The organism is Neobacillus sp. OS1-32, from assembly GCF_030915425.1.
Taxonomy (GTDB): domain Bacteria; phylum Bacillota; class Bacilli; order Bacillales; family Cytobacillaceae; genus Neobacillus; species Neobacillus paridis.
Genome location: NZ_CP133263.1, coordinates 497,452 through 511,484 on the forward strand (window position 1 = coordinate 497,452; position 14,033 = coordinate 511,484).

Annotated in this window: 13 protein-coding genes; 12 read left to right on the plus strand and 1 reads right to left on the minus strand. The window is 40.0% G+C overall.

Features of this window, described 5'->3' with window-relative positions; all coding sequences use genetic code 11:
- Positions 1 to 108 precede the first annotated feature (108 nt).
- Positions 109 to 210: a YjcZ family sporulation protein gene (locus RCG24_RS02580; RefSeq protein ID WP_202655340.1), complete on the minus strand. Its 102-nt coding sequence runs from the start codon at positions 208 to 210 to the stop codon at positions 109 to 111.
- 381 nt (positions 211 to 591) lie between these two features.
- On the opposite strand from RCG24_RS02580, the gene RCG24_RS02585 reads away from it, so the two are divergent.
- The 12 genes from RCG24_RS02585 to ccsB all read left to right on the plus strand — a co-directional run bounded on the left by RCG24_RS02585 (position 592) and on the right by ccsB (position 13,911).
- Positions 592 to 1,362, plus strand: coding sequence for a segregation/condensation protein A (locus RCG24_RS02585; RefSeq protein ID WP_308078253.1), 771 nt, complete (start codon positions 592 to 594; stop codon positions 1,360 to 1,362).
- Positions 1,349 to 1,936 carry an SMC-Scp complex subunit ScpB gene (gene scpB / locus RCG24_RS02590; protein ID WP_308078254.1) on the plus strand — a complete coding sequence of 196 codons (588 nt, stop codon included), beginning with the start codon at positions 1,349 to 1,351 and terminating at the stop codon, positions 1,934 to 1,936. The genes RCG24_RS02585 and scpB overlap by 14 nt, the downstream gene beginning before the upstream one ends.
- 79 nt (positions 1,937 to 2,015) lie before the next feature.
- Entirely contained in the window at positions 2,016 to 2,441 is a 426-nt protein-coding gene (locus tag RCG24_RS02595; RefSeq protein ID WP_308078255.1) for a hypothetical protein, read from the plus strand.
- A gap of 117 nt (positions 2,442 to 2,558) precedes the next feature.
- Positions 2,559 to 3,455 (plus strand): superoxide dismutase, encoded by an 897-nt coding sequence (locus RCG24_RS02600; protein ID WP_308078256.1) that lies wholly within the window; start codon positions 2,559 to 2,561, stop codon positions 3,453 to 3,455.
- 150 nt (positions 3,456 to 3,605) lie between these two features.
- On the plus strand, positions 3,606 to 4,751 hold the full coding sequence (locus RCG24_RS02605; RefSeq protein ID WP_308078257.1) for a D-alanyl-D-alanine carboxypeptidase family protein: 1,146 nt from the start codon (positions 3,606 to 3,608) through the stop codon (positions 4,749 to 4,751).
- Positions 4,744 to 5,334: a nucleoside recognition domain-containing protein gene (locus RCG24_RS02610; protein WP_308078258.1), complete on the plus strand. Its 591-nt coding sequence runs from the start codon at positions 4,744 to 4,746 to the stop codon at positions 5,332 to 5,334. Before RCG24_RS02605 ends, RCG24_RS02610 begins: the two co-directional genes overlap by 8 nt.
- 3 nt (positions 5,335 to 5,337) lie before the next feature.
- Positions 5,338 to 5,871, plus strand: a complete 534-nt coding sequence (locus RCG24_RS02615; RefSeq protein WP_202655347.1) for a spore maturation protein — start codon at positions 5,338 to 5,340, stop codon at positions 5,869 to 5,871.
- A gap of 130 nt (positions 5,872 to 6,001) precedes the next feature.
- Positions 6,002 to 9,448 carry a S8 family peptidase gene (locus tag RCG24_RS02620; RefSeq protein WP_308078259.1) on the plus strand — a complete coding sequence of 1,149 codons (3,447 nt, stop codon included), beginning with the start codon at positions 6,002 to 6,004 and terminating at the stop codon, positions 9,446 to 9,448.
- Positions 9,449 to 9,670: 222 nt separating this feature from the next.
- The gene (gene rluB, locus RCG24_RS02625; RefSeq protein ID WP_308078260.1) at positions 9,671 to 10,417 is read left to right on the plus strand and encodes a 23S rRNA pseudouridine(2605) synthase RluB; all 747 of its coding nucleotides are present in this window, start codon (positions 9,671 to 9,673) and stop codon (positions 10,415 to 10,417) included.
- 137 nt (positions 10,418 to 10,554) lie between these two features.
- Complete coding sequence (resA, locus tag RCG24_RS02630; protein ID WP_202655350.1) at positions 10,555 to 11,079, plus strand: thiol-disulfide oxidoreductase ResA; 525 nt, start codon at positions 10,555 to 10,557, stop codon at positions 11,077 to 11,079.
- Positions 11,080 to 11,100: 21 nt separating this feature from the next.
- Positions 11,101 to 12,723, plus strand: a complete 1,623-nt coding sequence (locus RCG24_RS02635) for a cytochrome c biogenesis protein ResB (protein ID WP_308078261.1) — start codon at positions 11,101 to 11,103, stop codon at positions 12,721 to 12,723.
- Positions 12,724 to 13,911, plus strand: coding sequence for a c-type cytochrome biogenesis protein CcsB (gene ccsB, locus RCG24_RS02640; RefSeq protein WP_308078262.1), 1,188 nt, complete (start codon positions 12,724 to 12,726; stop codon positions 13,909 to 13,911). It abuts the gene before it with no gap.
- The last annotated feature ends 122 nt before the right edge of the window (positions 13,912 to 14,033 follow it).

Here is a 14,033-nt window from a genome sequence, read left to right on the forward strand (position 1 = left end):
TGGAAACTGTATAAAAACATGAATAAAAGACCCGAAGATCCGGGTCCTTTTTTATCGGCGATATGAAGGCTATTTAATCTCTGTTTATGGGCATACCTCAGTTTCCATTTACCATACCCAAGCCGCACCAACGATAATTAACAAAATAAACAATACTACGATTAACGCAAATCCGGCTCCGAAACCGCCAACGCCTACGCCATCAGCCATATCTAAAACCTCCTAAAATTTTTTCCTCCTCTAGGGTAGAATGGCTGTTGTAAATTCTAAAATAGCCATCAAAACCAAGCCAATACCTAGAGAGGACGCCAAGCGGCGTGTTTTCTCTAATATCATATGAAGGGTATTTGTCCATTGTTATGGGCGAATGTCATCACTGCCTTAAATGCATTAATGATGAAATGATTTACTATTGAGATAAACTGACAAAATCCCTATACTAAGAATAGTTATTTTTGAAAAAGCGGAGTGAAAGAAATTCTTCCTTTTTTCCAAAAGTCAGATTATATCCATTTTGTGTCATGAATGATGCTGATTGATTACCATTCAACAGCGGTAATAAATTAATTTCAGGAATTTTGGTGAAAAGTAATGCCTTATCAGGTAAAGATCGACGTATTTGAAGGTCCATTGGATTTACTGCTCCATTTAATTAACCGGCTGGAAATTGATATTTACGATATTCCGGTCGCGCAGATTACAGAGCAATATTTATTATATATACATACAATGAAGGAGTTAAAACTGGATGTAGCCAGTGAGTTTCTTGTCATGGCTGCTACCCTTTTGGCAATTAAAAGTAAAATGCTGTTGCCAAAGCATGATGAGGATCTTTATGACGAAGATCAGGAAATGGCCTTTGAAGAAGACCCAAGGGATGAGCTGGTCGAGCGCCTAATTGAATATCGCAAATTTAAAGAAGCAGCCCAGGGCTTGAAATCAATGGAAGAGGAACGTGGGTTAATGTACTCAAAGCCGCCGAGTGATATGTCTGATTTTGTGAAAGATATTGAGCCCCCCAAGGCAGAATTACAAGTTTCGCTTTATGACATGTTAGCTGCTTTTCAAAAATTGTTACGCCGAAAGAAACTTCAGCGTCCATTGGCGACGAAAATAGCCCGTCAGGAAGTCTCAATTGAAGCAAGAATGACAGAAATATTGGCTGATTTAAAAGAAATTAATGGGCGGATGAACTTTAATGAATTATTTCCACAACCAACAAAAGACCATATTGTTGTCACCTTTTTGGCTATTTTAGAGCTGATGAAAAGGAACGAAATTGATGCCTGGCAGGACGAGAATTTTGGTGAGATTTTTGTCGAAGCTGCTAAGAAAGGAGCTGATTCGGTTGACCATTATTAACTGGACAAGCATACTTGAGAGCTTGTTATTTGCTGCCGGGGATGAGGGGTTAACGTTAAAACAAATAGCTGAGGTTTTAGAAATAGACGAGCTGGAGGCAAATGATGTTATTGAGGACCTCAGGCAAGAGTATGCTGCAAACGAAAATCGGGGGATTATCATCGTTCAGCTGGCTGGAACGTATCAGTTGGCCACTAAGAAAGAAAACGCCGATTATTTAAAAAAACTCGTGGATTCCCCCAATACCTCAACTCTGTCGCAGGCAGCGCTGGAAACCTTGGCGATTATTGCCTATAAGCAGCCGATTACTCGGGCGGAAATTGAAGAAATTCGTGGAGTAAAGTCGGAAAGGCCGTTACATACGCTTATGGCAAAAGCATTAATCAAAGAGGTCGGCCGTGCAGAAGGGACTGGAAGGGCCATTCTTTATGGGACGACGAAGGAATTCCTTGATTATTTTGGATTAAAAAGCCTGGAGGAGCTTCCGGCACTTCCAGATAAGGTGGAAGATGAATATATTCAAGAGGAAGCCGATTTATTTTTTGAGAAATTTCAAGAAACCATCCAGTCATAAGCCGCAAATTGATGCTTGATTTATGGTAAAATAGTGGTATGTTTTTGATATTGCGCAATTGAGTAAGGAGCGGATTACGTTGCTAATTAAAGAATGCAAAGGGTATGAATTGGAGAAGGCAAAATCAAATACCTCCGAGGACTTTTTTAACAGAAGCGAACTGACCTATATCGACGATGGGGTTGAAAAAACGCTACATGTTCTATACGTACGTTATTTTGATGATTTATTCCCTGAATTTACTCCGTTTGAAGCAGATCCCGTTTTTGTCCATGACGGCTTCGAAGTAAAGTTTAAAGACATTGTTGCCCTGGTTTGTTTCCTGAAAAATCCCGGGTTAAGAGAACGGAAACGTCTCTATATCAATTCAAAACAGGAATTTGCTGCTTATTTTCAGGATATTAATTTTGAAAAAATAAAAGAGATTTTTACATCGCTTCACCAAAAGCAAGGGTATGAGCTGCGTTCTCCAATAGAATTTATGATGCAGCCACAAGTAAAATAAATTACCGTTCATTTCCAGGACTGTCCTTTTAAGAGGGCAGTCTGTTTGTTTTTTTGGGTCTTAATAAATTCGTTGATACATACCATTTAGAAAAGATTGTTGGGAGAGTGGCAACGAATGGACCATTTTAGCCAATATGTCAGTGAACTATTTAAATGGAATGGTCAAATGAGGCAGTTTCTCGAGTCTAATCAGGTAAGGCAAGATTCTGAATTATGGGAAAAGCTTGATCAATTTGCTGATTTGATAGAGCATACCAACCGTGATTTATCCGATGAAGAATTGCTGCAGTTACAGGCTAAGGCAGAACATATTCACGAGGAAATGGAGTCTTACTTTAACCGAAAACAGGAAAATATGGTGGGAACCATAATGGTGACGGAAAAAAGCTTGCCGCCGGGTGGACATACACTGCCCGATCTTCCATATCCTTATGATGCTCTGGAACCCTATATTTCAAAAGAGATTATGAGGCTTCACCATGACCAGCATCATCGTACGTATGTGGAGGGGTTAAATCACGCCGAGCTCGAAATGAAAAAGGCGAGAGAGTCTAATGATTATACCATGATTAAACACTGGTCACGTGAGCTTAGTTTTCACGGATCGGGCCATTATCTCCATTCCATTTTTTGGAGAAATATGAGTCCAAATGGCGGCGGCGCCCCCCAGGGGTTGCTAAAAATGGAGATAGAAAATTATTTTGGCAGTGTCAAGGCCTTTAAAAAACATTTTTCAGAAACGGCAAAACAGGTGGAAGGTGTCGGCTGGGCATTGCTCATTTGGTCGCCAAGAGCTAAACATTTGGAGCTATTACAAACGGAAGGTCACATGCTCATGACGCAATGGGATACAATACCGCTGCTTGTTCTTGATGTATGGGAGCACGCCTACTATCTCCAATATAAGAATAAACGATCCGATTACGTGGATAATTGGTGGAATATCGTCAATTGGCATGATGTTGAAATGAGATTTGAAAAAGCAGCCGATATCAACTGGCCTTTTGGATAGAAAAGGTATCAGACGTTTAAGGGGAGGTAAAAAATTTAACTGCTTATATCGACGCCCCCTTATTGAAAAAGCCAAGCAGCAGAGTTTTTGTCATATCACACCTTGTCCCGCATAAAATTTAATAAATAATGAGAAGGACGAGGTATACCAATGAAAATAATAAGAAGGCTCATGTTTCTTTCACTTATGTTTACTATATTCATTGTCAATATTCCTCATAAGGTTGATGCATCATTGGGGGTAAGTGCAGCAAGCGCTGTTTTAATGGAACAGAAATCGGGACGTATCCTTTTAGAGAAAGAAGCCTATACGAAAAGAAGAATCGCCAGTATAACGAAAATAATGACCGCGATTCTTGCGATAGAATCCGGCAAGCTGGATAAAACTGTGACGGTGAGTGAAAAAGCAGTCCGGACAGAAGGTTCATCCGTTTATTTAAAACCCGGACAAAAAATAAAGCTTGAGGATTTAGTCTATGGATTAATCCTCCGGTCGGGGAACGATACAGCTGTGGCCATTGCCGAATATATCGGTGGCAGTGTTGACGGGTTTGTTTATTTAATGAATCAAAAAGCCAAGGAGATCGGTATGGTCAGCACCCATTTTGCTAATCCACATGGACTTGATGATCATGAAAACCATTATTCCACTGCTTATGATATGGCACTCTTAACCCGTTATGCTATGCAAAACAAAACTTTTCAGAAGATCTTTGGGACAAAGGTGCACCGTGCACCAAATCCAAATGAGGCTTGGGATTACAAATGGACGAACAAAAATCGCCTGCTGACAAAATATAAATATTGCACTGGCGGGAAAACCGGTTTTACTAAACGGGCCAAGAGAACGCTCGTTACAACAGCAACAAAAGGAGATATGGATCTCATCGCCGTCACCTTAAATGCTCCCGACGATTGGAATGACCATATATCCATGTATGAGACGGGTTTTATAAATTATGATATGGCTGAGGTTATATCAAAAGGGAAAATCGCGATTGGAAAAAATAAATATTATAAAAACGATCAATTATATATTAAAAAATCAATTCTCTACCCGGCAACGAAAGAGGAAATGGGCTTATTTAGCGTCAAATACAAATTGAACAAGCCCGAAAAAAAGTGGCTTTCGAAACATCAAGAGCATGTTGCCGGAAAAGCAGTTGTTTATTTAGATGGAAGAGCAGTTGAGGAAACACCCATTTTTTATCAAAATGAAACCGCAAAAAAGAAAGGTTTCTTTGATTTTATGAAGGAAATATTTCTTTCGATTATGGGTGTGAAGCTACATGGTTAATTATATTTGGGTTGGAATGACGATTATTGGCATTATTTTCGCGCTGGTAAATGGAACAATGGATGAGGTCAACAAGGCGGTGTTTGACGGTGCCAAAGAAGCGGTGACCATTTGTATTGGGTTGATTAGTGTGCTTGTCTTTTGGCTGGGAATGATGCGAATTGCCCAAGAATCAGGTTTGCTTGAGAAATTATCGAGACTGTTCCGTCCGCTCGTTAAAAAGATCTTTCCTGAGGTTCCGGAAAATCATCCTGCAATGGGGTATATGCTGTCAAATATGATTTCAAATATGTTTGGCCTGGGAAATGCTGCAACACCGCTCGGTATCAAAGCAATGGAAGAATTAAAAAAGTTAAATGACGGCAAAAATTCAGCCTCCAGGTCAATGGTTACTTTTTTGGCGATGAATACTGCCAGCATAACACTTATCCCGACAACGGTCATTGCCATTAGAATCAACTATCATTCTGCATCACCCACTGAAATTGTCGTACCGACGATCATTACGACTGTTTTATCGGCAATTGGGGCCATTCTCATTGATCGCTATTTCTATTATCGAAGAAGCCGAAAAGGAAGATGATACATGTCGCTTTCGACGATCTCCATCACATTTATACCACTATTAATCGGTTTTATCCTGCTCTATGGCACATTTAAACAAGTACCCACATATGAAAGTTTTGTAGAGGGCGGAAAAGAGGGGATCAAAATTGCCGTACAAATCATTCCATTTTTAGTAGGAATGCTTGTTGCAATATCCATTTTTCGGGCATCCGGCGCCCTAGAGGCATTAACAAATCTCCTCCGCCCGTTGATGAAAGCAATCGGAGTCCCAGTGGAAATTGTACCGCTATTATTTATTAGACCGATCTCGGGAACAGCCGCTCTCGGTATGACAAGTGATTTGATTGCTAACCATGGACCAGACTCTTTTATCGGCCGACTTGCTTCGATCTTACAGGGGAGTACGGATACGACCTTTTACGTATTAACCGTTTATTTCGGGGCCGTCGGGATTAAAAAAATGGGTGACGCCTTAAAGGTGGGACTATTGGCCGATGTCGTTGGAATTGTCATTTCCATAATAGTAGTAAGTGTCATTTTTGGGGCTAAATAGGATGAAATGATATCGAAATAGAGCAGGTTTTCATTGAAAGGCCTGTTTTTAAATTTGTCGATAATTTTTGGTATCCAATCTCTGTAAAAATGTGTATAATATTGCTAGTTTAATAGAAAAGAGGGATCCTATGAAATCTATCTGGAAAAAGATTAGTACCATCGGTATTGGTGCAGTGTTGATGACATCGACAATTTTTGCCTCTACCGCCCAAGTTACTGCAGCGGGCAAACAAGGAATGAACAAATCGGCAATTCAAAAAAAACTCGCCCCAATTAAGCAGAAGATCAAAGAAAGCAAAGCCTCCTTACTAAGTGATGATACCCTCATTATTAAGTACAAGCAGCCGATTAATCAAGGGGAAGTAAAAGGAGTAAATAAAGACTTTATTATCACGCAAAATGTCAAGCAATTAGGATATTTAGTCGTTAAGCTGCTTAAGAAAAATAATCTGCAAAAAGTCACCCAGGCATTCCAAAAAAACAGCAAGGTGCTTTCGGTTGAAAGAAGTGTAATGTATAAAACATTTTCGGTCCCGGCAGACCCGAAGGTGAAGGATGAATACCATTTATCCATGTTAAATATCGCAAAAGCACAGCAATTAGCTGGAAAAAAGAAAGTAAAAGTTGCCGTCATCGATACGGGAATTGATCAAAACCATCCGGAATTAAAAGGAAAAGTGCTGCCAAGCTATAATGTCATTAATCCGATGAATCATGGCGCACCTGATCTCCATGGTACCCATGTAAGCGGGATAATTGCCGCTGCGAAAGGGAATGGAATCGGCGGTTATGGTATAAACCCGAATGTGGAAATTTTGCCGATTGATGTCTTTGACCGAGATGGCCTGACGACAGATTATACAATTGCCCAGGCGGTTCTCTATGCAGCAAGCCACGGTGCAAAAGTGATTAATATGAGTCTTGGTTCACCATTCCCATCGACAATTCTTAAAGAAGCGGTTGATACAGCGATCCAAAAAGGCGTCACCGTTGTGGCTGCTGCCGGCAATGACGCCGAAGCGTATCCAAATTATCCGGCAAGCTATGAAGGCGTCATTGGTGTCGGGGCAGTGAACAACAAGAAACAGCTCAGCTGGTTTTCTTCCTATGGCCCGTCGGTAGACCTTGTGGCCCCGGGAGAAGATATTTATGCTCCTATTTATGATTATGAGAAAAAATCTTCCTTTGAGATGCTAAGCGGAACGTCGATGGCCTCTCCGATGGTGGCAGGGGTCGCTTCACTGCTCTTATCCAAGCATCCAAACCTGAAGCCTGCTCAAGTGGAGTACATACTTGAACATTCTGCAAAAGACTTAGGAGCAAAAGGATACGATATAAAATACGGGAATGGACTCGTCGACCCAGTCGGTGCATTAAACTATAATATTAAGAATCTACCTTCCTTCGTTACGGCGAAGTGGACGAAAAAGGATATTTTACAAAAAGCAACCACATTATCGTTCGCAGATTCAAAAGAGCTTACGGGAAACTTTACAAAACCGTCGGAACAGAAGTGGTATCAATTCCCTGTGAAAAAAGGTGAATATATCCAAACAGCTTTAAACGGCCCAAGTCAATATGACTATAAAATGACACTAAATATCTACTCTGACGATCAGACATTTTCTGTAGATGTCAATAAGCAAGAAGCCGGAAAAACGGAAGGAAAGCTCATCCAGGCTCCTTTTACCGGAACAATGGCAATCGGGATCAGTGATATTAATGGGAATTATGATGAATCACCGGCCAAACGGTCAACCTTCCGTCTAGCGATCCAGCGTTCCGCCGAAATGCCGGGGGATGAATCAACGATGGAAGCGCCGATTGAGGTAAAAACATTACCATATACATCGGAAGCACTCACCTTTATGGGAGAAAATGGCGATGATGATTATTTCCGTTTTAAAACGGGTGATGAAACAGCCGCAAGAGTAACCTTATCGGGGATTGCCGGAATTGATTCCAATATTCAAGTCTATGATTTGTCAATGTCAAACGGAGCTGGCCAGCAAGGAGAATCCGGAGCGGCTGACAACAGTTCTAATCAGCCTAATCCAGACACCCTTCCGGTTGATCAACTACCGTCTGTTGCGCAAATGGATCGAAATGGGATTGGCGCTGGGGAAAAACTATCATTTGCAGTTACCCCAAATAGGGAATATCTCGTAAAGGTATCAAGCAAACCGATGCTGCAAAACGAATTCGACATGGGGATGACGATTTTCGATCAATCAAGTGAGGAAACTCATTCCTCTTTACTGCCATATACGGTGAAAATTGAAGCAAAGGTTCTTCCGCAAGACGAAGATAATATCGGGAATGGCGAGTCTAGCGGCGATGAAGATTATTCCGCTTATTTACAAACAATCTTGGATAATGCCATTCCTAGTAATATCGGACAATCGATTAAAGGATATATTCAAACTCCTGGTGATGAGGATTGGTACAAAATCAAACCAAGCCAAACAGGAATCTATCAATTTAGTTTACCGAATGATGACTCAGACAAGCCGTATGTTGAAATAATCCAAGTCATCAATAGTAAAGATGAGTATGGAAAGCCGATCCTTGATTTTTCGAATATCGGAAGTAATGAAAGTGACAATTGGTTCACAGGCGAATTGAATGGGACGATGTATACCGGATTGAAGAAAAACGAAACGTATCTCATTCATTTTACGGGTAATCCAATGATGGATATGGGTGTCTCCATTGACCAGTATAATTTATCTTCAAAACTGTTAATCGCAAACCCGGGGGATCAATATGAAGATAATGATGCAACAGAAAATATAAAAGATCTTCCAGCGTCCGTTGTCCATGGCAATTTTGCCATGCCGAATGATGTCGATAATTTTTACTTAAAAGGGAACAAGACGCAAATTTACAGTCTGTTATTTGAAAGCGGAAAAGCTAGCGAGACTATGCTGAAAAAATATCCAAAGGAATTGTTTAGCCGAATCTATGGAGTCGCGATCGTCTTCAAGGATATCAACAAAAACCGAAAAATTGATGACGCCGATAGTGAAATGGCCAGCATCATGATCAAAGGTTTATTTGAAGGTGCTTCCAACAACTACGGTTCGTTTAAGGTCGAAAAAGGCCAAAACTATATTATCTCGATTATTGGTCTGACGGATAGTTGGGTCCAACAATTCTCTTTAGTCCCGTATCAATTATCCGTTGCTCCGGTTCCGACAAAGGATGAAGACAGTAAGTCGAAAGTAAAAAATAATATTCCAACCAAGCCGATTAGCCTGAAAAAGAAAGATTCCCATACGCTTTACGCCACCGGCCATTTAAATAGTGGTATTGGCTATGGCGACGAAGACTGGTATGTGGTCAATGTGAAAGACAAACTAAACGGATATATTTCCTTTGAATCGGGAAATGAAGTGGATGGAGTTATTTCCCTCTATAAAAATGGAAAACTTATTTCAAAAGCCGATTACTATGGAGCCGGACAAACAGAAATGATGCGGGTTCAGTTGAAAAAAGGCAAGTATCACATTAAAGTGAAAGATGTATTTGGCAATTCCACGATTAAACCTTACACAATTAAAATTACGAATTAGATGAAAGCTAAAAATCAGGCGCCACGCGAAACATTCGCATGGCGCCTGTTAATGATTGCAATTCACCGGGCAGTGGCTGCTCGGTTTTCTTATTTTATTTAATGGAGCCGTTGCTTTGAAAAGTCAGCAATTTATGTCATAATTCAGTAGGAAGAATGAATATATGAGTTTTTAGAATTGAATCGACAATTGATTTTTGAAATAATATTGAGGTGGAATTAGATGGAACGATTACAAAAAGTGATTGCCCGTGCTGGCATTGCATCCAGGAGAAAAGCTGAAGAGTTAATTATCGCCGGCAAAGTGAAGGTTAATGGAAAAATGGTCACAGAGCTTGGAGTTAAGGTTTCTCCTTCCGACCGGGTAGAAGTCAATGAAATTCCAATCGAGCGGGAAGAACCGGTTTATTTTCTTCTATATAAACCTAGAGGTGTGATCTCAAGTGTCAGTGACGATAAAGGAAGGAAGGTTGTTACTGATTTCTTTGCTGATTTGAAGGAAAGAATTTTTCCAATTGGCCGGCTCGATTATGATACATCTGGATTATTACTGCTGACAAACGATGGGGAATTTGCCAATTTACTGATGCATCCCAAAAATGAAATTGAAAAGGTTTACGTTGCCAAGGTTAAAGGAATCCCCTCAAAGGAGAATTTGAAGAAATTAGAAAAAGGGATTCAGCTTGAAGACGGCAAAACAGCACCTGCTAAAACCAAAGTCCTTTCCATTGATAAGAAAAAACAAACAGCCATTGTTGAATTAACAATCCATGAAGGAAGAAATCGCCAGGTGAGAAGAATGTTTTCTGCAATCGGTCATGATGTGTTGAAACTGAAGCGAGAGCGTTATGCTTTCTTAACATTAACCGGATTAAGGGCCGGTGAAGGAAGAGAATTAACCCCGCATGAAGTGAAGCAATTAAGAGCAGCTGCGCTGGAGAACGGGAACAAAAAATCGAAAAAAGGATAGCCTTGGGAAGGGTATCGATTGCTATTATAAAAAATTCATAGAAACGTCACAATTTTGTTCTTCGATAAACACTATGCTAATAATGAAAAATGGTATAATTTAGCTTAACTGTTTCATGTTTTAATGGAGGGGTTTTGATGAAAAAACGGCGATTAATAATCAGAACGGTGATTCTGACAATCCTGGTAGCGGCCGTTGCTTATACACTATATGCGAATTTTATGCAAGACCATAAACAAAAGGTGGCCGTAGGAGACCAGGCCCCAGATTTTGTTTTGACTGATATGCAGGGAACCAAACATCGCCTTTCTGACTATAAAGGACAAGGGGTTTTTTTGAATTTTTGGGGAACGTGGTGCCCGCCCTGCAAAAAGGAAATGCCTTATATTAATAACCAGTATCATCAATTTAAAGACCAGGGTGTACAGGTGTTAGCTGTTGATATTCAGGAATCGGAACTTGCGGTCAATCAATTTGCGGCTCACTACAAGCTGGATTTTCCAATCATGATTGATACAAACAAGGAAGTTATGACTACATATGGCGTAGATCAACTGCCGGCCACATTTTTAATCGATAAAAGTGGAAAGGTTGTCAAGTATCATACCGGTGAAATGACGGAAAATGATGTTAGGGAATTTATGGAGAAAATAAAACCTTAGCGGTTATGGGGAGTTTTTACAATGAAAGATGTCAAATGTGAATGCGGTCACGTCAATCCACATGGAACTGTACTGTGTGAAGCTTGTGGAAAAATACTTGACGAGCAGGAAACGAATAAGCAATTGCTTGATATGCGTTATGAGGGCAGTGCCCGCCGCTCCCAAACGTATAATAAAACAATGATTGATAAAGTATGGAACTTCTTCTCCTCTGTTAAAGTTGGTGTCTGGCTGATTGTCATTACGTTAATAGCATCCATTATCGGAACGATACTGCCGCAGAAAATGTACATAGACCTGCCGCCTGAAGTTTACTATGAACAAGAATACGGCACATTCGGAAAGTTATATTATCAATTGGGCTTCGATAATCTATATGGATCATGGTGGTATTTATTATTAATTGCCTTGATTGGTGTATCGCTTGTGATTTGCAGCCTTGATCGAGTGATCCCCTTATATAAAGCGCTAAAGGCACAGCGTGTTACCAGACATGAAGGCTTTTTAAAACGGCAGCGCGTTTTCGGGGTTACCCAAAATGCTGAGAAAAAAGACTTGGCCATTTTAAAGCAGCATCTCGTACAAAAACACTATCATGTTCGTGAGGAAAATGGTAATTTACTAGCAGAGAAAGGCCGGTTTTCACGCTGGGGTCCATATGTGAATCATGTTGGGTTGATTATAGTTCTATTTGGCGGCATGCTTCGTTTTGTCCCAGGAATGTATGTGAATGAAAATCTTTGGATCCGTGAAGGCGAAACGGCCTTGGTTCCGGAAACAGGCGAACAATTTTATTTGCATAATAATCAGTTTATATTGCAGCACTATGATAAGAATAAAAATAAAAAATTTGAAAAGGCGCTTGCAAAAGCCGGAAACGTTGTGAAGAACTATCAATCAAACGTTGTTTTATATAAACGTATAGGAGAAAAAATTCCCGGGGAAAAGCCAAAACTTGAGAAAGTGAAAGAGTATAAGGTTCGGGTTAATCATCCGTTAACATTTGAAGGCTACTCCGTTTATCAGTCATCGTTCAGAAGTGAAATGAATGCGATGAGATTTGCCCTCACTAATAAAAAAACAAACCAATCTTATGGAGAGTTAACAATAAATCTGCGTGATCCAAAGGAAAAATATGATTTGGGTAATGGATATTCGGTTAAAATCCTTAATTATTTTCCCGATTTTGAGTTTGGAAAAGATGGAGAACCCACGACAAAATCACGGGTACCCAATAATCCTGCATTTGTTTTCCGCATGTATTCTCCGGAAAAACCAAAAGGGGAGACAAGTTTTGTGGCGATTAGACAAACGATTGAACCATTTGGAAATAATACCTATAAAATGGCGTTTAGAGGTATCGAAACAAAAAATGTTTCCGGTTTTATCGTTCGGAAAGATTCATCCCTATGGTTAGTTATTTTGGGTGGCATTTTATTCATGATTGGTGTAGTTCAAGGGGCCTATTGGAATCATCGCCGGATTTGGGTACAAAACAAAAATGGGGAAATTTGGATAGCGGCGCATACGAATAAAAACTGGTATGGGTTAAAAAGGGAACTAGAAAAAGTCCTTGAAGAGACAAACATAAACATGCCCGAGGATCAACTTCAGCGGGAAGAGACGGATAAGGAGGGAGTATAGTTGGTTACAATAAGTAGTAATTTACTGTTTGCTGCTTTTATTCTTTATTTAGTTGCAACCGTGTTTTATGGCGGCTCAATTAAAGCAAAGAAAGATGTAAATGAAACAAAGAAAACAAATAAATGGGGTAGTATTGCTGTATTTTTAACCATTATTGGCTTTATTTCACAGCTAGGCTACTTTATTACAAGATGGATTGCGGCCGGACATGCTCCAGTTAGCAATATGTTCGAATTCACCACTTTTTTTGGCATGGCTCTTGTGGGTGCCTTTATTGTGATTTATTTTATTTATCGAAGTACGTTGCTTGGATTATTTACGATGCCAATTGCTATTTTGGTGATTGCTTATGCAAGTATGTTTACAAGGGATGTTACGCCATTAATTCCGGCACTGCAAAGTTATTGGCTAAGTATTCATGTTACGACTGCAGCTATCGGGGAAGCTATTTTAGCCATCAGTTTTGCCGCAGGTCTTATCTATTTGGTTAAGGCGATTGATCAAACAAAATCGAATAAACGAACTTTTTGGCTTGAGATCGTCATGTTTGCATTAGTAGTTGTACTTGGTTTTGTTGTTGTTTCAACTGCTTTTTCCGCCATCGGCTATCAGGAGAAATTTACTTGGGTAGATAAACACGGTAACGAAGCGAATCTTGAATATACAATGCCTGCCTTGACTGGACCTCATGAAGGTAAATTATTGACAAATGATGGATTCAAACCATTAGTTGAAATGCCGGCATTGATTAATGCTAAAAAGTTAAATACGGTTATTTGGTCGTTTTTAGCTGGATTTGTTCTTTATGGTGCGATCAGACTTATCCTTAGAAAACGGATTGCAGCTGCGCTTAAGCCAATGGTAAAAAATATTAAACTTGATTTCGTCGATGAAATCAGCTACCGTTCCGTGTTAATTGGGTTTCCGGTTTTTACATTAGGCGCCTTGATTTTTGCGATGATCTGGGCACAGGAGGCATGGTCCCGCTTTTGGGGCTGGGATCCTAAGGAAGTATGGGCTTTGATCACGTGGCTGTTTTATGCTGCCTTCCTGCACCTGCGATTGTCCAAAGGCTGGCATGGTGAAAAGTCAGCATGGCTTGCTGTCATTGGCTTCGTTATTATTATGTTCAACCTGGTTGCGGTCAACCTTGTAATTGCCGGCCTTCACTCTTATGCCGGTTCTTAAAAGACAAACGCATAGCCTTCACTGTAAGTGAAGGCTTTTATAAAATTATTAAACATTTTTCACATTGTCATATTATTGACACTTTTTAAGCCATTTATTGACATTGAACATATGGCAAAAAT

Coding starts and splice junctions, on each gene's coding strand:
- RCG24_RS02580 (WP_202655340.1), bottom strand. CDS start 210: ATGGCTGATGGCGTAGGCGTTGGCGGTTTCGGAGCCGGATTTGCGTTA.
- RCG24_RS02585 (WP_308078253.1), top strand. CDS start 592: ATGCCTTATCAGGTAAAGATCGACGTATTTGAAGGTCCATTGGATTTA.
- RCG24_RS02600 (WP_308078256.1), top strand. CDS start 2,559: ATGGACCATTTTAGCCAATATGTCAGTGAACTATTTAAATGGAATGGT.
- RCG24_RS02605 (WP_308078257.1), top strand. CDS start 3,606: ATGAAAATAATAAGAAGGCTCATGTTTCTTTCACTTATGTTTACTATA.
- RCG24_RS02610 (WP_308078258.1), top strand. CDS start 4,744: ATGGTTAATTATATTTGGGTTGGAATGACGATTATTGGCATTATTTTC.
- RCG24_RS02615 (WP_202655347.1), top strand. CDS start 5,338: ATGTCGCTTTCGACGATCTCCATCACATTTATACCACTATTAATCGGT.
- RCG24_RS02620 (WP_308078259.1), top strand. CDS start 6,002: ATGAAATCTATCTGGAAAAAGATTAGTACCATCGGTATTGGTGCAGTG.
- rluB (WP_308078260.1), top strand. CDS start 9,671: ATGGAACGATTACAAAAAGTGATTGCCCGTGCTGGCATTGCATCCAGG.
- resA (WP_202655350.1), top strand. CDS start 10,555: ATGAAAAAACGGCGATTAATAATCAGAACGGTGATTCTGACAATCCTG.
- RCG24_RS02635 (WP_308078261.1), top strand. CDS start 11,101: ATGAAAGATGTCAAATGTGAATGCGGTCACGTCAATCCACATGGAACT.